This is a genomic window from Streptomyces javensis (assembly GCF_039525925.1).
Taxonomy (GTDB): domain Bacteria; phylum Actinomycetota; class Actinomycetes; order Streptomycetales; family Streptomycetaceae; genus Streptomyces; species Streptomyces asiaticus.
The window spans coordinates 23,560-43,114 of the sequence record NZ_BAAAIF010000049.1; the positions used below are offsets into that span (position 1 = coordinate 23,560).

The following is a 19,555-nucleotide window of genomic DNA, read 5'->3' on the forward strand; positions in this document are numbered from 1 at the left end:
GGGCCGGAATCCGCCCCGCGGATTCCGGCCCGTTCCTCGTCCGTCTGTACGGATCGTGCGTACGAGAGCCGGCGCCTTACGCGCTCGCCTCGCCCAGCAGCTTCTGAAGCCGGGAGACGCCCTCGACGAGGTCCTCGTCGCCCAGCGCGTAGGACAGCCGCAGATAGCCCGGGGTGCCGAACGCCTCACCCGGCACCACCGCGACCTCGGCCTCCTCCAGGATGATCTCGGCCAGCTCCACGGTGGTGCGCGGCCGCTTGCCGCGGATCTCCTTGCCGAGCAGCCCCTTGACCGAGGGATAGGCGTAGAAGGCGCCCTCCGGCTCCGGGCACTCGACGCCGTCGATCTCGTTCAGCATCCGCACGATGGTGCGGCGGCGGCGGTCGAACGCCTCGCGCATCGCGGCCACGGCGTCGAGGTCGCCCGAGACGGCGGTCAGCGCGGCGACCTGAGCGACATTGCTCACATTCGAGGTGGCGTGCGACTGGAGGTTGGTCGCGGCCTTGATGACGTCCTTGGGGCCGATGACCCAGCCCACCCGCCAGCCGGTCATCGCGTACGTCTTGGCGACACCGTTGACCACGACGCACTTGTCGCGCAGCTCGGGCACCACGACCGGCAGCGAGTGGAACTCCGCGTCGCCGTAGACCAGGTGCTCGTAGATCTCGTCGGTCAGCACCCACAGCCCGTTGTCGGCCGCCCAGCGGCCGATCTCCTCGATCTGCGCACGGCTGTAGACCGCGCCGGTGGGGTTCGAGGGGGAGACGAAGAGCAGCACCTTGGTGTTCTTGGTGCGGGCCGCCTCCAGCTGCTCGACGGAGACGCGGTAGCCGGTCGTCTCGTCGGCGACGACCTCCACCGGGACACCGCCGGCCAGCCGGATCGACTCCGGGTAGGTGGTCCAGTAGGGCGCGGGGACGATGACCTCGTCGCCCGGGTCCAGGATCGCGGCGAACGCCTCGTAGATCGCCTGCTTGCCGCCGTTGGTCACCAGGACCTGGGCCGCCTCGACCTCGTACCCGCTGTCGCGCAGCGTCTTCGCGGCGATCGCGGCCTTGAGCTCGGGGAGGCCGCCGGCCGGGGTGTACCGGTGGTACTTCGGGTCGCGGCACGCCGCGGCCGCGGCGTCGACGATGTAGTCGGGCGTGGCGAAGTCGGGCTCACCGGCGCCGAAGCCGATCACCGGACGGCCCGCGGCCTTGAGGGCCTTGGCCTTGGCGTCGACGGCGAGGGTCGCGGACTCGGAGATCGAGCCGATCCGGGCCGATACCCGCCGGTCGGTCGGGGACTGTACTGGGGGAGTAGCAGCGGTCATAGATGCATCGTCGCAGACGGGCGAAATGGGTGGCACACGGGTTTGCGGCGACTTCGCGCGCTTCTCGTTCGACGCCCGGCCGTCAAGCACGTACACTCACTCGTCGTTGGCCGATCAACAGCCGGATCCGACCGCACACTCCGTGCAGCCGGGTGTATGCGGTAGGTTGGGAGTGCCGCAAAGGGTCGTAGCTCAATTGGTAGAGCACTGGTCTCCAAAACCAGCGGTTGGGGGTTCAAGTCCCTCCGGCCCTGCTACACGCACTGTGATGAGGGTGCGTGCATGCGTACGCAAGGACAAGCACCGCTGTGCGGCCGGGCCGGACGCGGCACGGCCACGACCCGGATTCAGGTGAGGACGAGTGACGGAAGCCCTTGGCTCCACCGCGACGCCTGAGAGCGGTCGTCCCGAGGATGAGGAGACGACCAAGCGGGGTCGTCGTGGTGGCAAGCGCGCGAAGAAGGGGCCCTTCGGTCGGCTCGCGCTCTTTTACCGCCAGATCATCGCTGAGCTGCGGAAGGTCGTCTGGCCCACGCGCAGTCAGCTGTCGACGTACACCAGTGTGGTGATCGTTTTCGTCGTCATCATGATCGGCATCGTGACCGTGATTGACTATGGGTTCAACAACGCCATCAAGTACGTCTTTGGCTGAGACCCTCGCGAAAGGCGGCGGCCGTCCCGGCGTCGCCTGTTTCGCACGTTCCACCCCCTTTGAAGCCAGGAAGAAGCAGCCACAGTGTCTGACCCGAACCTGAACGACGCCGCCGAGCCCGTCGAGTCCCGTGAGGACGAGCTCGACATCGTCGAGGCGGCGGACTCCGACCAGGCTGAAGCGGCCGACGCCTCGGCGGGCGTTCCCGCCGAGGTCGACGCGCTGCGCGTCGAGGACGAGGACGCCCTCGAGACCGAGTCGGCCCAGGCGGACGACGAGGTCGAGACCGAGGCCGAAGCCGAGGTCGAGGTCGAGGTCGACCCGGTCGAGGCGCTCCGTGAGGAGCTGCGCGGGCTGCCCGGCGAGTGGTACGTGATCCACACCTACGCGGGCTACGAGAAGCGCGTGAAGGCCAACCTGGAGCAGCGTGCCGTCTCGCTGAACGTCGAGGACTTCATCTACCAGGCCGAGGTCCCCGAGGAAGAGATCGTCCAGATCAAGAACGGCGAGCGCAAGAACGTCCGGCAGAACAAGCTGCCCGGCTATGTGCTCGTCCGCATGGATCTGACGAACGAGTCGTGGGGCGTCGTCCGCAACACCCCGGGCGTCACCGGCTTCGTGGGCAACGCCTACGACCCGTACCCGCTGACCCTGGACGAGATCGTCAAGATGCTCGCCCCGGAGGCCGAGGAGAAGGCCGCCAAGGCCGCCGCCGAGGAGAGCGGTGTGCCGGCGCCGAGCCGCAAGGTCGAGGTCCAGGTGCTGGACTTCGAGGTGGGCGACTCGGTCACGGTCACCGACGGCCCGTTCGCGACCCTCCAGGCGACGATCAACGAGATCAACGCCGACTCGAAGAAGGTCAAGGGCCTGGTCGAGATCTTCGGCCGGGAGACCCCGGTCGAGCTGAGCTTCGACCAGATCCAGAAGAACTGAGTCTTTCAGGACTGAGTCTCTTCGCAGGAACTTCCGACAGGTCAGACGGGCTTTCGCGGCCGGTCTGACCTGCTCGGTTTTAAGGCGCACAGCTATACCCGTTATCGTTGTGCGGTATGCCTCCATCCGGATGATCCGGTTCGGAGGCGAACAACCTCTCACTAGGACCCGGAGAGAGCATGCCTCCCAAGAAGAAGAAGGTCACGGGGCTGATCAAGCTCCAGATCCAGGCCGGCGCCGCGAACCCGGCCCCGCCGGTCGGCCCCGCGCTGGGTCAGCACGGCGTCAACATCATGGAGTTCTGCAAGGCCTACAACGCCGCGACCGAGTCGCAGCGCGGCATGGTCGTGCCGGTGGAGATCACGGTCTACGAGGACCGCTCCTTCACCTTCGTGACCAAGACTCCGCCGGCCGCCAAGCTGATCCTCAAGGCCGCGGGCGTGGAGAAGGGCTCCGGCGAGCCGCACAAGACCAAGGTCGCCAAGATCACCCGCGACCAGGTGCGTGAGATCGCCACCACCAAGATGCCCGACCTGAACGCCAACGACCTGGACGCCGCCGAGAAGATCATCGCCGGCACCGCCCGCTCCATGGGCATCACGGTCGAGGGCTGACACCCCACGCGCGAGGGCCGACAGCCCCCGCGGCCACCTGTGGCAGGGCCAAGCGCTGGCCCGGACCACGAACTCCACAGACATCAGGAGCAAGAGTGAGCAAGCGCAGCAAGACCCTCCGCGCTGCGGACACCAAGATCGACCGGGAGCGCGCATACGCCCCGCTCGAGGCCGTCCGTCTGGCGAAGGACACCTCCACCACCAAGTTCGACGCGACCGTCGAGGTCGCCATGCGCCTGGGCGTCGACCCGCGCAAGGCCGACCAGATGGTCCGTGGCACCGTGAACCTGCCGCACGGCACCGGTAAGACCGCCCGGGTCCTGGTCTTCGCGACCGGTGACCGTGCAGCGGCCGCGGAGGCCGCGGGCGCCGACATCGTCGGCTCCGACGAGCTCATCGACGAGGTGTCCAAGGGCCGCCTGGACTTCGACGCCGTCGTCGCCACCCCGGACCTCATGGGCAAGGTCGGCCGCCTCGGCCGGGTGCTCGGTCCGCGTGGTCTGATGCCGAACCCGAAGACCGGCACCGTCACCCCGGACGTGGCCAAGGCCGTCACGGACATCAAGGGCGGCAAGATCGAGTTCCGCGTCGACAAGCACTCGAACCTGCACTTCATCATCGGCAAGCTCTCGTTCGACGAGACGAAGCTGGTGGAGAACTACGCCGCGGCGCTCGAGGAGATCAACCGTCTCAAGCCGTCCGCCGCGAAGGGCCGCTACATCAAGAAGGCGACCCTGACCACCACGATGGGCCCTGGCATCCCGCTGGACGCCAACCGCACCCGCAACCTGCTGGTCGAGGAAGACGCCGTCTGAGGCAGCCCCTGATCAGCGCACCACGGTGTGCAACCGCCGGGCCCCCGCACCGCGTCGAAGGTGCGGGGGCCCGGCTCTTCCGTTGTCGGCCCCCTCCGCTAGAGTCACTCCAGGCGTAAAAGAGAAATAAAAACTAGGGGGAGCCGTGCGCGGTACTCATGTCGGTGCGCGATGGGCGATAGCCGCTGGAAGCCTCGTTCTGATGGTCGGCCTCACCGCGTGCGGGAGTGAGAAGTCCGACGGCGACAAGGCCGGCGACAAGACCGGCGGCGACAAGTCCGGGCAGTCCGCGATGAGCCCGTTGGCGGCGCTCAAGCTCGCCTCGCAGCAGACGGACAAGAAGAACTCGGCCAAGGTCGAGGGCACCACCAAGATGGGCGAGCAGAACTCGCGGATGTCCGGCGACATGGACTGGGCCGACGGCATCCGGGCCAACATGTCCATCACCCAGAACGGCGGCGCCATCGCCTCCTCCCCGATCGCGGGCAAGCCGATGGACGCCAAGTACACCCCGGACGCCATGTTCCTGAACATGGGCGACGAGTTCGCCGCCCAGGCGGGCGGCGGCAAGCACTGGGTGAAGTACGACTACGACGTGCTGGCCCAGAAGGCGGGCCCCTCGGGCGCCTTCCTGAAGGACCAGATGCAGAACAACAACCCGTCGCGCTCGGTGGAGCTGCTGCTCGCCACGGGCAAGGTCAAGAGCGTGGGCAGCGAGGATGTGAAGGGCGTCAAGGCCACCCACTACACGGGCACGGTCAAGGTCTCCGAGATCGCCAAGATGCAGTCCAAGGAGCTCAGCCAGTCCGACCTGGACGCGCTCCAGAAGCAGCTGGAGACCTCCGGTATGGACACCGAGACCATCGACCTGTGGGTGGACGAGGAGAACCTGCTGGTCAAGAAGCGTGAGCAGGCGCAGAGCAAGAGCGGCGCCTACGACTCCACGGTCTTCTACTCGGACTACGGCACCAGCGTGACCGTCACCGAGCCGTCCTCCTCGGACACCGTGGACTTCCAGGACATGCTCCAGCAGTAGAGCCGATTTGCCTGGCCGCGGCCCGTTCGCGTAACCTCTCAACGAAGCCAAAGACCGCTGGTTGTCGCCGTGTCCCGCGAGGGATCCGGTGGCTGAAGGATCCGCTAGCTGCGGGCGACCTGCGTAGGTGACTTAAGGTTGCACTCCCGAACGGGCCGTGGGTCCGTGCCGGTCGAGTTACGCCCCGAGCGCCTGCGCCGGGGCGTTTTCGCGTTGTCTCAGTCTCCTTCCTTCAGACCGAAGCGGTCCTCATCACCCGGAAGGAGGCCGAGGCTCATGGCGAGTCCTGACAAGGTCGCAGCCGTCGACGAGATGCGGGAGAAGTTCCGCAACGCGAACGCGGCCGTTGTGACCGCGTATACCGGTCTCACCGTTGCGCAGCTGAAGGAGCTGCGCCGTTCGCTCGGTGAGAACGCTCAGTACCGTGTGGTGAAGAACACGCTGACCAAGATCGCGGCCAACGAGGCCGGGATCAACCAGCTCGACGACCTGTTCTCGGGTTCGTCGGCCGTCGCCTTCGTGACCGGTGACCCGGTCGAGGCGGCGAAGGGTCTCCGTGACTTCGCCAAGGACAACCCCGCTCTCGTGATCAAGGGCGGTGTCCTTGATGGCAAGGCGCTGTCCGCCGACGAGATCAAGAAGCTCGCGGACCTCGAGTCCCGTGAGGTGCTGCTCGCCAAGCTGGCGGGTGCGATGAAGGCCAAGCAGTCCCAGGCTGCCGCGCTCTTCCAGGCCCCGCTGTCGAAGTTCGTCCGGACCGCCGAGGCGCTCCGGCAGAAGCAGGCCGAGCAGGGCGGTGCCGACACCCCGGCTCCCGCCGAGGCCGAGGCCGCCGAGTAATCAGGCCCCGGTCGCAGCGGGCCCGGAAGCCCGCCGACATGTACATCCGGCACCACCTGCCGAATTAGTGGAAGGACCGCCACCATGGCGAAGCTCAGCCAGGACGACCTGCTCGCGCAGTTCGAGGAAATGACCCTCATCGAGCTCTCCGAGTTCGTGAAGGCCTTCGAGGAGAAGTTCGACGTCACCGCCGCCGCCCCGGCCGCCGTGGTCGCCGCCGCTCCGGGTGCCCCGGGCGCCGCTGCCCCGGCCGAGGAGGAGAAGGACGAGTTCGACGTCATCCTCACCGGCGCCGGCGACAAGAAGATCCAGGTCATTAAGGTCGTGCGTGAGCTGACCTCCCTGGGTCTGAAGGAGGCCAAGGACCTCGTCGACGGCACCCCGAAGCCGGTCCTCGAGAAGGTCAACAAGGAGCAGGCCGACAAGGCCGCCGAGTCCCTCAAGGGCGCCGGCGCCTCCGTCGAGGTCAAGTGACCCCTCGAGGTCGGATGACCTCGCGGCCCGCCGCCACACGCCCGTAGGACGTCCGGCGGCGCGGCCCGGTTCCACGCCTGGGGCGATCACCCGTTCGGGTGGTCGCCCTTCGGCGTTCCCGTGACGGTTACATTGCCTTATGGGGTTGTGGAGGTAGGGTGATCTTCGTTGCCCGTCGCCACGCCCTGTGACGATCTCGCCGGAGTGGGGGGCCTTGACGAACGGCACGCAGCGCGCAATTCTCAGGACGCGACGTCACAGCGATCCGAAAGTCCGAGGCATGGATCGTCGGCGAAGCGGGCAGTATCGATATGCGCATCGACAGCGCGGGCTGCCGACAGGGCGTGAGAAGACAACGAGGGGCGCGCCCCCTCACCGGAGGGAGAGATTGGCACTGCCGGTCTCAGAAACTCGGCGCTGGACATCAGTGTGCCAAGTGGCTACACTGACCCTTTGCGCTGCCTGTTAGCTGCTCCCTGCCCGTCACCAGGGGCATACCTACCTTCGAGCACTACTGATGAAAAGGCCCTGACCAGGGATTTCATCCATGGGCTCTCGGTGGGACCGGTACGCGCGTAGTGAGTCCGAGCCCTCGGAAGGACCCCCTCTTGGCCGCCTCGCGCAACGCCTCGACTGCCAATACGAACAATGGCGCCAGCACCGCCCCGCTGCGCATCTCCTTTGCGAAGATCAAGGAGCCTCTCGAGGTTCCGAACCTCCTCGCGCTTCAGACCGAGAGCTTCGATTGGCTGCTCGGCAATGCCGCGTGGAAGGCTCGCGTCGAGGCTGCGCTGGACAGCGGTCAGGACGTCCCCACCAAGTCCGGTCTGGAAGAGATCTTCGAGGAGATCTCCCCGATCGAGGACTTCTCCGGGTCGATGTCCCTGACTTTCCGTGATCACCGTTTCGAGCCGCCGAAGAACTCGATCGACGAGTGCAAGGAGCGTGACTTCACCTACGCCGCTCCGCTCTTCGTCACGGCCGAGTTCACCAACAATGAGACCGGTGAGATCAAGTCCCAGACGGTCTTCATGGGCGACTTCCCGCTCATGACCGACAAGGGCACCTTCTGCATCAACGGCACCGAGCGTGTCGTCGTCTCGCAGCTGGTCCGCTCGCCGGGTGTCTACTTCGACTCCTCCATCGACAAGACGTCCGACAAGGACATCTTCTCGGTCAAGGTCATCCCCTCCCGTGGTGCCTGGCTGGAGATGGAGATCGACAAGCGCGACATGGTCGGTGTCCGCATCGACCGCAAGCGCAAGCAGTCCGTCACCGTCCTCCTGAAGGCGCTCGGCTGGACCACCGAGCAGATCCTCGAGGAGTTCGGCGAGTACGAGTCCATGCGCGCCACCCTGGAGAAGGACCACACCCAGGGCCAGGACGACGCGCTGCTCGACATCTACCGCAAGCTGCGCCCGGGCGAGCCCCCCACGCGGGAGGCCGCGCAGACGCTGCTGGAGAACCTCTACTTCAACCCGAAGCGCTACGACCTGGCCAAGGTCGGCCGCTACAAGGTCAACAAGAAGCTGGGCGCCGCCGCTCCGCTGGACGCGGGCGTGCTGACGGTCGAGGACATCATCGCCTCGATCAAGTACCTGGTGAAGCTGCACGCCGGTGAGACCGAGACCGTCGGGGACAACGGCCAGTCCGTGGTCGTCGAGACCGACGACATCGACCACTTCGGCAACCGGCGCATCCGTAACGTCGGCGAGCTGATCCAGAACCAGGTCCGCACGGGTCTGGCGCGCATGGAGCGGGTCGTCCGCGAGCGCATGACCACTCAGGACGTCGAGGCGATCACGCCGCAGACCCTGATCAACATCCGGCCGGTCGTCGCCTCCATCAAGGAGTTCTTCGGCACCAGCCAGCTGTCGCAGTTCATGGACCAGACGAACCCGCTGTCGGGTCTGACCCACAAGCGCCGTCTGAACGCGCTCGGCCCCGGTGGTCTCTCCCGTGAGCGGGCGGGCTTCGAGGTCCGTGACGTGCACCCCTCGCACTACGGCCGCATGTGCCCGATCGAGACGCCCGAAGGCCCGAACATCGGTCTGATCGGCTCGCTCGCCTCGTACGGCCGGGTCAACGCGTTCGGTTTCATCGAGACCCCGTACCGCAAGGTGGTCGACGGTGTCGTCACCGACGAGGTGCACTACCTGACGGCCGACGAGGAGGACCGCTTCGTCATCGCGCAGGCCAACGCGCCGCTGACGAACGATCTGCACTTCGCCGAGAACCGCGTCCTGGTCCGCCGCCGTGGCGGTGAGGTCGACTACATCCCCGGCGACGACGTCGACTACATGGACGTCTCGCCGCGCCAGATGGTGTCGGTCGCGACCGCGATGATCCCGTTCCTGGAGCACGACGACGCCAACCGCGCGCTCATGGGCTCGAACATGATGCGCCAGGCCGTGCCGCTGATCAAGGCGGAGTCCCCGCTGGTCGGCACCGGCATGGAGTACCGCTGCGCGGTCGACGCCGGCGACGTCATCAAGGCCGAGAAGGACGGTGTCGTCCAGGAGGTCTCCGCCGACTACGTGACGGTGGCCAACGACGACGGCACCTACACCACCTACCGGGTGGCCAAGTTCTCCCGCTCCAACCAGGGCACCTCCTTCAACCAGAAGGTCGTCGTGGACGAGGGCGCGCGGGTGATCGCCGGCCAGGTGCTGGCCGACGGCCCGTCCACCGAGGACGGCGAGATGGCGCTCGGCAAGAACCTCCTGGTGGCGTTCATGCCGTGGGAGGGCCACAACTACGAGGACGCGATCATCCTCAGCCAGCGTCTGGTGCAGGACGACGTCCTCTCCTCGATCCACATCGAGGAGCACGAGGTCGACGCCCGGGACACCAAGCTGGGCCCCGAGGAGATCACCCGGGACATCCCGAACGTCTCCGAGGAGGTCCTGGCCGACCTCGACGAGCGCGGCATCATCCGCATCGGCGCCGAGGTCATCGCCGGGGACATCCTGGTCGGCAAGGTCACCCCGAAGGGTGAGACCGAGCTGACCCCGGAGGAGCGCCTGCTGCGCGCGATCTTCGGTGAGAAGGCCCGTGAGGTCCGTGACACCTCGCTGAAGGTGCCGCACGGCGAGACCGGCAAGGTCATCGGCGTGCGCGTCTTCGACCGCGAGGAGGGCGACGAGCTGCCGCCGGGCGTGAACCAGCTGGTCCGCGTCTACGTGGCGCAGAAGCGCAAGATCACCGACGGTGACAAGCTCGCCGGCCGCCACGGCAACAAGGGCGTCATCTCCAAGATCCTTCCGGTCGAGGACATGCCGTTCCTGGAGGACGGCACGCCGGTCGACATCATCCTCAACCCGCTGGGTGTCCCGTCCCGAATGAACCCGGGGCAGGTCCTGGAGATCCACCTCGGCTGGCTGGCCTCCCGGGGCTGGAAGGTCGAGGGCTCCGAGGAGTGGATGCAGCGGCTCCAGGCGATCGGCGCGGACGAGGTCCAGCCCGGTACCAACGTCGCGACCCCGGTCTTCGACGGCGCCCGTGAGGATGAGATCGCCGGTCTATTCGACTCGACGATCCCGAACCGCGACGGCGACCGCCTGGTCCAGTCGTCCGGCAAGGCCCGGCTGTTCGACGGCCGCTCCGGCGAGCCGTTCCCGGACCCGATCTCGGTCGGCTACATGTACATCCTCAAGCTGCACCACCTGGTGGACGACAAGCTGCACGCCCGGTCCACCGGTCCGTACTCGATGATCACCCAGCAGCCGCTGGGTGGTAAGGCTCAGTTCGGTGGCCAGCGCTTCGGCGAGATGGAGGTGTGGGCGCTGGAGGCTTACGGCGCCGCGTACGCCCTCCAGGAGCTGCTGACCATCAAGTCCGACGACGTGACCGGCCGCGTGAAGGTCTACGAGGCCATCGTCAAGGGCGAGAACATTCCCGAGCCCGGCATCCCCGAGTCCTTCAAGGTGCTCATCAAGGAGATGCAGTCCCTGTGCCTCAACGTGGAGGTGCTGTCGTCCGACGGCATGTCCATCGAGATGCGCGACACCGACGAGGACGTCTTCCGCGCTGCGGAGGAGCTCGGTATCGACCTGTCCCGGCGCGAGCCGAGCAGCGTCGAAGAGGTCTGACGGGTCTGGCCGGGGCACTCGCCACAGAGCGCCCCGGCCTCTCCCCGGACCCCCAGTCAGACCCGAAGACACGACCCTGAAAGAGGGATTGACGACAAGTGCTCGACGTCAACTTCTTCGACGAGCTGCGGATCGGCCTCGCCACCGCTGATGACATCCGTCAGTGGTCCCACGGTGAGGTCAAGAAGCCGGAAACCATCAACTACCGCACCCTCAAGCCCGAAAAGGACGGACTCTTCTGCGAGAAGATCTTCGGTCCGACCCGGGACTGGGAGTGCTACTGCGGGAAGTACAAGCGCGTCCGCTTCAAGGGCATCATCTGTGAGCGCTGCGGTGTCGAGGTCACCCGCGCCAAGGTGCGCCGTGAGCGGATGGGCCACATCGAGCTGGCCGCTCCCGTCACCCACATCTGGTACTTCAAGGGCGTGCCCAGCCGTCTGGGCTACCTGCTCGACCTCGCCCCGAAGGACCTCGAGAAGGTCATCTACTTCGCCGCCTACATGATCACGTGGGTGGACGAGGAGCGCCGCACGCGCGATCTGCCCTCGCTGGAGGCCCATGTCTCCGTCGAGCGCCAGCAGATCGAGCAGCGTCGCGACGCGGACCTCGAGGCCCGCGCCAAGAAGCTGGAGGCGGACCTCGCCGAGCTCGAGGCCGAGGGTGCCAAGGCCGATGTGCGCCGTAAGGTGCGCGAGGGCGCCGAGCGCGAGATGAAGCAGCTGCGCGACCGCGCCCAGCGCGAGATCGACCGTCTCGACGAGGTGTGGAACCGCTTCAAGAACCTCAAGGTCCAGGACCTGGAGGGCGATGAGCTGCTCTACCGCGAGCTGCGTGACCGCTTCGGCACGTACTTCATGGGCGGCATGGGCGCCGCGGCGCTCCAGAAGCGCCTGGAGTCCTTCGACCTCGACGAGGAGGCCGAGAAGCTCCGCGAGATCATCCGGACCGGCAAGGGCCAGAAGAAGACCCGTGCGCTCAAGCGCCTGAAGGTCGTCTCCGCCTTCCTCCAGACCCGGAACAGCCCCAACGGCATGGTGCTGGACTGCATCCCGGTGATCCCGCCGGACCTGCGTCCGATGGTGCAGCTGGACGGTGGCCGCTTCGCGACCTCCGACCTGAACGACCTGTACCGCCGTGTGATCAACCGGAACAACCGGCTGAAGAGGCTCCTGGACCTCGGTGCCCCCGAGATCATCGTCAACAACGAGAAGCGCATGCTTCAGGAGGCCGTTGACGCCCTCTTCGACAACGGCCGCCGTGGCCGCCCGGTCACCGGCCCCGGTAACCGTCCGCTGAAGTCCCTCAGCGACATGCTGAAGGGCAAGCAGGGCCGGTTCCGTCAGAACCTGCTCGGTAAGCGCGTCGACTACTCGGCCCGTTCGGTCATCGTCGTCGGCCCGCAGCTCAAGCTGCACCAGTGCGGTCTGCCCAAGGCCATGGCGCTGGAGCTCTTCAAGCCGTTCGTGATGAAGCGCCTGGTGGACCTGAACCACGCGCAGAACATCAAGTCGGCCAAGCGCATGGTCGAGCGCGGCCGCACGGTCGTGTACGACGTGCTCGAAGAGGTCATCGCCGAGCACCCGGTGCTGCTGAACCGTGCGCCCACCCTGCACCGCCTCGGTATCCAGGCGTTCGAGCCGCAGCTGGTCGAGGGCAAGGCCATTCAGATTCACCCGCTCGTCTGCACCGCGTTCAACGCGGACTTCGACGGTGACCAGATGGCCGTGCACCTGCCGCTGTCCGCGGAGGCGCAGGCCGAGGCCCGCATCCTGATGCTGTCCTCGAACAACATCCTCAAGCCGGCCGACGGCCGTCCGGTGACCATGCCGACCCAGGACATGGTGCTGGGCCTGTTCTTCCTCACCACCGATGAGGAGGAGCGCGAGGTCGTCGGTGAGGGCCGTTCCTTCGGCTCCACCGCCGAGGCGATCATGGCGTTCGACGCCCGGGAGCTCTCGCTCCAGGCGAAGATCGACATCCGCTTCCCGATCGGCACCGTCCCGCCCCGTGGCTGGACCCCGCCGGTGCCCGAGGAGGGGGAGCCCGCCTGGCAGCCCGGTGACAGCTTCCGGCTGCGCACCACGCTGGGCCGCGCGCTCTTCAACGAGCTGCTGCCCGAGGACTACCCGTTCGTCGACTACTCGGTGGGCAAGAAGCAGCTCTCCGAGATCGTCAACGACCTCGCCGAGCGCTACCCCAAGGTCATCGTCGCGGCGACGCTGGACAACCTGAAGGCGGCCGGTTTCCACTGGGCCACCCGCTCCGGTGTCACCGTCGCCATCTCCGACGTGGTCGTGCCCGAGGCCAAGAAGGCCATCATCGAGGGCTACGAGGCGCAGGACGAGAAGGTCCAGAAGCAGTACGAGCGCGGTCTGATCACCAAGGACGAGCGCACCCAGGAGCTGATCGCGATCTGGACCAAGGCGACCAACGAGGTCGCCGAGGCGATGAACGCGAACTTCCCGAAGACCAACCCGATCTTCATGATGGTCAACTCGGGCGCGCGCGGAAACATGATGCAGATGCGTCAGATCGCCGGTATGCGTGGTCTGGTGTCCAACGCGAAGAACGAGACCATCCCGCGGCCCATCAAGGCGTCGTTCCGTGAGGGTCTCTCCGTGCTGGAGTACTTCATCTCCACCCACGGTGCCCGTAAGGGTCTCGCCGACACCGCCCTGCGTACCGCCGACTCGGGTTACCTGACCCGTCGTCTGGTGGACGTCTCGCAGGACGTGATCATCCGCGAGGAGGACTGCGGCACCGACCGCGGCCTCAAGCTGGCGATCGCGACCACGGGCGCGGACGGCGTGCTGCGCAAGACGGAGGACGTCGAGACCAGCGTGTACGCGCGCTGCCTCGCCGAGGACATCGTCGTGGACGGGAAGGTCCTGGCCCCGGCCGGTACCGACCTGGGCGATGTGCTCATCGACGAGCTGGTCCGTCACAACGTGGAGACGGTCAAGACCCGCTCGGTGCTCACCTGCGAGTCCGCCGTCGGCACCTGCGCCATGTGCTACGGCCGCTCGCTGGCGACCGGCAAGCTGGTGGACATCGGCGAGGCGGTCGGCATCATCGCCGCCCAGTCCATCGGTGAGCCCGGCACCCAGCTGACGATGCGTACCTTCCACACCGGTGGTGTGGCCGGTGACGACATCACCCAGGGTCTGCCGCGTGTCGTCGAGCTCTTCGAGGCCCGTACGCCCAAGGGTGTCGCCCCGATCTCGGAGGCGGCCGGCCGGGTCCGGATCGAGGAGACCGAGAAGACCAAGAAGCTCGTCGTCACCCCGGACGACGGCTCCGACGAGACGGCCTACGGCGTCTCCAAGCGGTCCCGTCTGCTGGTGGGCGAGGGCGACCACGTCGAGGTCGGCCAGCCGCTGACCGTGGGTGCCGTCAACCCGCACGACGTGCTGCGCATCCTCGGCCAGCGCGCCGTCCAGGTGCACCTGGTGGGCGAGGTCCAGAAGGTCTACAACTCGCAGGGTGTGTCGATCCACGACAAGCACATCGAGATCATCATCCGGCAGATGCTGCGCCGGGTGACGATCATCGAGTCCGGCGACGCGGAGCTGCTGCCGGGCGAGCTCGTGGAGCGCTCGCGCTTCGAGGGTGAGAACCGTCGTGTGGTCCAGGAAGGCGGCCACCCGGCCTCCGGCCGTCCGCAGCTGATGGGTATCACCAAGGCCTCGCTGGCGACCGAGTCCTGGCTGTCGGCGGCGTCCTTCCAGGAGACGACCCGGGTGCTCACCGACGCGGCGATCAACGCCAAGTCGGACTCCCTGATCGGCCTCAAGGAGAACGTGATCATCGGTAAGCTCATCCCGGCCGGTACGGGCCTGTCCCGCTACCGCAACATCCGGGTCGAGCCGACCGAGGAGGCGAAGGCCGCGATGTACTCGGCCGTCGGCTACGACGACATCGACTACTCGCCCTTCGGCACGGGCTCCGGCCAGGCGGTTCCGCTGGAGGACTACGACTACGGTCCGTACAACCAGTAGGTCGGCGGACGGCTGGTCAGTGTTCACAGGGCGGTCACCCCATGGCGGGGGTGGCCGCCCTGCGGCTATGCTCCGGGTTGGTGTGTCCAGCGCGTGTGCATTTGTTTTGACCGGAGCCGATGCTATAGGTACGCTCTGACCTTGTGCCTGGGGTGTCCCTGGGCTCCTGTGCGCGCTTCCAGACCGCTCGGGGGCCCGAGGTGTCGACACCAACAATCTGCACTCTCTGACTTTCGCAGAGGGCTGCGGTGCGCGACACACCCGACCGCGTGGGTCGGAGAAACTCCAGGTTAGCTTTACCGAGACTGGCACACAGAAACCGGAGAAACGGTGCCTACGATCCAGCAGCTGGTCCGCAAGGGCCGCCAGGACAAGGTCGAGAAGAACAAGACCCCCGCCCTCGCGGGGTCGCCGCAGCGCCGTGGTACATGCACCCGCGTGTTCACCACGACGCCGAAGAAGCCGAACTCGGCGCTCCGCAAGGTCGCGCGTGTCCGGCTGAGCAGTGGGATCGAGGTCACCGCCTACGTCCCGGGTGAGGGACACAACCTCCAGGAGCACTCCATCGTGCTCGTGCGTGGCGGTCGTGTGAAGGACCTGCCGGGTGTTCGTTACAAGATCATCCGCGGCTCCCTCGACACGCAGGGCGTCAAGAACCGCAAGCAGGCTCGCAGCCGCTACGGCGCCAAGAAGGAGAAGTAAGAATGCCTCGTAAGGGTCCCGCCCCGAAGCGCCCGGTCATCATCGACCCGGTTTACAACTCTCCTCTGGTGACGTCCCTCATCAACAAGGTCCTGCTGAACGGCAAGCGCTCCACCGCCGAGCGCATTGTCTACGGCGCCATGGAGGGCCTGCGCGAGAAGTCCGGCAACGACCCGGTCATCACCCTCAAGCGCGCGCTGGAGAACGTCAAGCCGACCCTCGAGGTCCGCTCCCGCCGTGTCGGTGGCGCCACCTACCAGGTGCCGGTCGAGGTCCGTCCCGGTCGCTCCTCCACCCTGGCGCTGCGCTGGCTGGTGGGTTACTCCCGCGCCCGTCGCGAGAAGACCATGACCGAGCGCCTGATGAACGAGCTGCTGGACGCCAGCAATGGTCTGGGCGCCTCCGTCAAGCGTCGCGAGGACACCCACAAGATGGCCGAGTCCAACAAGGCCTTCGCGCACTACCGCTGGTAGTCGCTACCCCATCGAGAACCGAGAGAAGACTGAGCCATATGGCCACCACTTCACTTGACCTGGCCAAGGTCCGCAACATTGGGATCATGGCCCACATCGACGCGGGCAAGACGACCACCACCGAGCGGATCCTCTTCTACACCGGCGTGAGCTACAAGATCGGTGAAGTCCACGATGGCGCCGCCACCATGGACTGGATGGAGCAGGAGCAGGAGCGCGGCATCACCATCACGTCCGCCGCGACGACCTGTCACTGGCCGCTCGAGAACGTCGACCACACGATCAACATCATCGACACCCCGGGCCACGTCGACTTCACCGTTGAGGTGGAGCGCAGCCTGCGCGTGCTCGACGGTGCCGTGACGGTGTTCGACGGCGTGGCCGGTGTCGAGCCGCAGTCCGAGACGGTGTGGCGTCAGGCGGACCGCTACGGCGTTCCGCGTATCTGCTTCGTCAACAAGCTCGACCGCACCGGTGCGGAGTTCCACCGCTGCGTCGACATGATCACGGACCGCCTCGGCGCGGTGCCGCTGGTCATGCAGCTGCCGATCGGCACCGAGGCCGACTTCAAGGGCGTGGTCGACCTCGTCCAGATGAAGGCGCTGGTCTGGTCCGCCGAGGCCACCAAGGGCGAGATGTACGACACCGTCGACATCCCGGACACCCACACCGAGGCCGCCGACGAGTGGCGCGGCAAGCTGCTCGAGGGCGTCGCCGAGAACGACGAAGAGATGATGGAGCTGTACCTGGAGGGCGAGGAGCCCACCGAGGAGCAGCTGTACGCGGCGATCCGCCGTATCACCATCGCCTCCGGCAAGGGCGGCGGCACCACCGTCACCCCCGTGTTCTGCGGCACCGCGTTCAAGAACAAGGGCGTGCAGCCCCTGCTCGACGCGGTCGTCCGGTACCTGCCGTCGCCGATCGACATCGAGGCGATCGAGGGCCACTCGGTCAAGGACCCCGACGAGGTCATCAAGCGCCGTCCTTCCGAGGAAGAGCCGCTGTCGGCCCTGGCGTTCAAGATCGCGAGCGACCCGCACCTCGGCAAGCTCACCTTCATCCGTGTGTACTCCGGCCGCATGGACGCCGGCACCCAGGTGCTGAACTCCGTGAAGGGCAAGAAGGAGCGCATCGGCAAGATCTACCGGATGCACGCCAACAAGCGTGAGGAGATCGACTCGGTGGGTGCCGGCGACATCGTCGCCGTCATGGGTCTGAAGCAGACCACCACCGGTGAGACCCTCTCCGACGCGGCGAACCCGGTGATCCTGGAGTCGATGGACTTCCCGGCCCCGGTCATCGAGGTGGCCATCGAGCCGAAGTCCAAGGGCGACCAGGAGAAGCTGGCCGTCGCGATCCAGCGGCTTGCCGAGGAGGACCCGTCCTTCCGCGTCAAGACCGACGAGGAGACCGGCCAGACGATCATCTCCGGCATGGGCGAGCTGCACCTCGATGTGCTGGTCGACCGCATGCGCCGGGAGTTCAAGGTCGAGGCCAACGTCGGTAAGCCGCAGGTGGCCTACCGCGAGACGCTGCGCAAGCCGGTCGAGCGGTACGACTACACGCACAAGAAGCAGACTGGTGGTTCCGGCCAGTTCGCGAAGGTGCAGATCGCGCTGGAGCCGCTCGAGGGCGATGGCTACGAGTTCGAGAACAAGGTCACCGGTGGCCGCATCCCGCGGGAGTACATCCCGTCGGTGGACGCGGGCTGCCAGGAGGCCATGGAGTTCGGCGTGCTCGCGGGCTACCCGCTGACCGGTGTGAAGGTCACCCTGCTCGACGGTGGCTACCACGAGGTCGACTCGTCCGAGATGGCGTTCAAGATCGCCGGTTCGATGGCCTTCAAGGAGGCCGCCCGCAAGGCCAGCCCGGCCCTGCTCGAGCCGATGATGAAGGTCGAGGTCACCACGCCCGAGGACTACATGGGTGACGTGATCGGCGACATCAACTCCCGTCGCGGGCAGATCCAGTCCATGGAGGACCGGAGCGGCGCCAAGCTGGTCACCGGCCTGGTTCCGCTGTCGGAGATGTTCGGCTACGTGGGCGACCTGCGCAGCAAGACGTCCGGCCGCGCCAGCTACTCCATGCAGTTCGACTCCTACGCCGAGGTTCCGCGGAACGTCGCCGAGGAGATCATCGCGAAGGCCAAGGGCGAGTAAGGCGGGTTCATCCGCATTTCTCACCCTTTAGGCTGGAAGCACAAGGCATCGGGGCATTCCGTCGTGGAGCGCGTTCACCGCGTTCCATGACGGGCCCCGGCCGCCGGCCCCCATACGAATACGGCGAAGGGCATCCCCCTCGGGGTCCTGGCCGGTTCGGTAAGACCACCTGAACCCATCCGCAAAGTGTGGATGCGTACAGAACCACTCCACAGGAGGACCCCAGTGGCGAAGGCGAAGTTCGAGCGGACTAAGCCGCACGTCAACATCGGCACCATCGGTCACATCGACCACGGTAAGACCACGCTTACCGCTGCGATCACCAAGGTGCTGCATGACGCGTACCCGGACCTGAACGAGGCCTCGGCCTTCGACCAGATCGACAAGGCTCCTGAGGAGCGCCAGCGCGGTATTACCATCTCCATCGCGCACGTCGAGTACCAGACCGAGTCGCGTCACTACGCGCACGTTGACTGCCCCGGTCACGCTGACTACATCAAGAACATGATCACCGGTGCGGCGCAGATGGACGGCGCCATCCTCGTGGTCGCCGCCACCGACGGCCCGATGCCGCAGACCAAGGAGCACGTGCTCCTGGCCCGCCAGGTCGGCGTGCCGTACATCGTTGTCGCCCTGAACAAGGCCGACATGGTGGACGACGAGGAGATCCTGGAGCTCGTCGAGCTCGAGGTCCGCGAGCTGCTCTCCGAGTACGAGTTCCCGGGCGACGACGTTCCGGTCATCAAGGTCTCGGCGCTCAAGGCGCTCGAGGGCGACGCCGAGTGGGGCAAGTCCGTCCTCGACCTGATGAAGGCCGTCGACGAGTCGATCCCGCAGCCGGAGCGCGACGTCGACAAGCCGTTCCTGATGCCGATCGAGGACGTCTTCACCATCACCGGTCGCGGTACGGTCGTCACCGGCCGTATCGAGCGCGGTGTGCTGAAGGTCAACGAGAACGTCGACATCATCGGCATCAAGCAGGAGAAGACCTCGACCACCGTCACCGGTATCGAGATGTTCCGCAAGCTGCTCGACGAGGGCCAGGCCGGTGAGAACGTCGGTCTGCTGCTCCGCGGCATCAAGCGCGAGGACGTCGAGCGCGGCCAGGTCATCATCAAGCCGGGCTCGGTCACCCCGCACACCGAGTTCGAGGCCCAGGCGTACATCCTGTCCAAGGACGAGGGTGGCCGCCACACGCCGTTCTTCAACAACTACCGTCCGCAGTTCTACTTCCGTACCACGGACGTGACGGGCGTTGTGACCCTCCCCGAGGGCACCGAGATGGTCATGCCGGGCGACAACACCGAGATGTCCGTCCAGCTGATCCAGCCGGTCGCCATGGAGGAGGGCCTGAAGTTCGCCATCCGTGAGGGTGGCCGGACCGTCGGCGCCGGCCAGGTCACCAAGATCAACAAGTGACCTGACGCTCCCCGGAGCAAAGAGCCCCATTCGC

The 19,555-nt window shown here is 66.6% G+C and carries 14 protein-coding genes and 1 tRNA gene; 14 read left to right on the forward strand and 1 reads right to left on the reverse strand.

The annotated features are described in order from the left end of the window. Window positions 1-76 precede the first annotated feature (76 nt). Complete coding sequence (locus tag ABD329_RS33040; protein ID WP_344317333.1) at window positions 77-1,315, reverse strand: pyridoxal phosphate-dependent aminotransferase; 1,239 nt, start codon at window positions 1,313-1,315, stop codon at window positions 77-79. A 181-nt stretch (window positions 1,316-1,496) separates the two neighbouring features. On the opposite strand from ABD329_RS33040, the gene ABD329_RS33045 reads away from it, so the two are divergent. The 14 genes from ABD329_RS33045 (at window position 1,497) to tuf (ending at window position 19,521) form a co-directional block, all read left to right on the forward strand. Next, window positions 1,497-1,569 (forward strand) — tRNA-Trp (locus tag ABD329_RS33045). Window positions 1,570-1,676: 107 nt separating this feature from the next. Then, window positions 1,677-1,967 (forward strand): preprotein translocase subunit SecE, encoded by a 291-nt coding sequence (secE, locus tag ABD329_RS33050; protein ID WP_037952862.1) that lies wholly within the window; start codon window positions 1,677-1,679, stop codon window positions 1,965-1,967. A gap of 84 nt (window positions 1,968-2,051) precedes the next feature. Next, the gene (gene nusG, locus ABD329_RS33055) at window positions 2,052-2,900 is read left to right on the forward strand and encodes a transcription termination/antitermination protein NusG (RefSeq protein WP_344317334.1); all 849 of its coding nucleotides are present in this window, start codon (window positions 2,052-2,054) and stop codon (window positions 2,898-2,900) included. 179 nt (window positions 2,901-3,079) lie between these two features. Further along, window positions 3,080-3,514, forward strand: coding sequence for a 50S ribosomal protein L11 (gene rplK / locus ABD329_RS33060; RefSeq protein WP_020869305.1), 435 nt, complete (start codon window positions 3,080-3,082; stop codon window positions 3,512-3,514). 95 nt (window positions 3,515-3,609) lie between these two features. Next, window positions 3,610-4,329, forward strand: coding sequence for a 50S ribosomal protein L1 (rplA, locus tag ABD329_RS33065; protein ID WP_344317335.1), 720 nt, complete (start codon window positions 3,610-3,612; stop codon window positions 4,327-4,329). A gap of 145 nt (window positions 4,330-4,474) precedes the next feature. After that, window positions 4,475-5,365: an SCO4651 family lipoprotein gene (locus tag ABD329_RS33070; RefSeq protein WP_486388704.1), complete on the forward strand. Its 891-nt coding sequence runs from the start codon at window positions 4,475-4,477 to the stop codon at window positions 5,363-5,365. Window positions 5,366-5,641: 276 nt separating this feature from the next. Beyond that, complete coding sequence (rplJ, locus tag ABD329_RS33075; protein ID WP_020869302.1) at window positions 5,642-6,205, forward strand: 50S ribosomal protein L10; 564 nt, start codon at window positions 5,642-5,644, stop codon at window positions 6,203-6,205. Window positions 6,206-6,289: 84 nt separating this feature from the next. After that, window positions 6,290-6,679 (forward strand): 50S ribosomal protein L7/L12, encoded by a 390-nt coding sequence (rplL, locus tag ABD329_RS33080; RefSeq protein ID WP_037952872.1) that lies wholly within the window; start codon window positions 6,290-6,292, stop codon window positions 6,677-6,679. A gap of 608 nt (window positions 6,680-7,287) precedes the next feature. Next, the gene (rpoB, locus tag ABD329_RS33085) at window positions 7,288-10,770 is read left to right on the forward strand and encodes a DNA-directed RNA polymerase subunit beta (protein ID WP_344317337.1); all 3,483 of its coding nucleotides are present in this window, start codon (window positions 7,288-7,290) and stop codon (window positions 10,768-10,770) included. A 98-nt stretch (window positions 10,771-10,868) separates the two neighbouring features. Then, window positions 10,869-14,768 (forward strand): DNA-directed RNA polymerase subunit beta', encoded by a 3,900-nt coding sequence (locus ABD329_RS33090; RefSeq protein ID WP_086880015.1) that lies wholly within the window; start codon window positions 10,869-10,871, stop codon window positions 14,766-14,768. Between the two features lie 330 nt (window positions 14,769-15,098). After that, window positions 15,099-15,470 carry a 30S ribosomal protein S12 gene (gene rpsL / locus ABD329_RS33095; RefSeq protein ID WP_014054153.1) on the forward strand — a complete coding sequence of 124 codons (372 nt, stop codon included), beginning with the start codon at window positions 15,099-15,101 and terminating at the stop codon, window positions 15,468-15,470. A 2-nt stretch (window positions 15,471-15,472) separates the two neighbouring features. Further along, on the forward strand, window positions 15,473-15,943 hold the full coding sequence (gene rpsG, locus ABD329_RS33100; protein WP_014178748.1) for a 30S ribosomal protein S7: 471 nt from the start codon (window positions 15,473-15,475) through the stop codon (window positions 15,941-15,943). A 38-nt stretch (window positions 15,944-15,981) separates the two neighbouring features. Further along, window positions 15,982-18,102: an elongation factor G gene (fusA, locus tag ABD329_RS33105; protein ID WP_037952877.1), complete on the forward strand. Its 2,121-nt coding sequence runs from the start codon at window positions 15,982-15,984 to the stop codon at window positions 18,100-18,102. Window positions 18,103-18,327: 225 nt separating this feature from the next. Then, a complete protein-coding gene (tuf, locus tag ABD329_RS33110) occupies window positions 18,328-19,521 on the forward strand; it encodes an elongation factor Tu (protein WP_020869272.1) in 1,194 nt (397 codons plus the stop codon). Window positions 19,522-19,555: the final 34 nt, after the last annotated feature.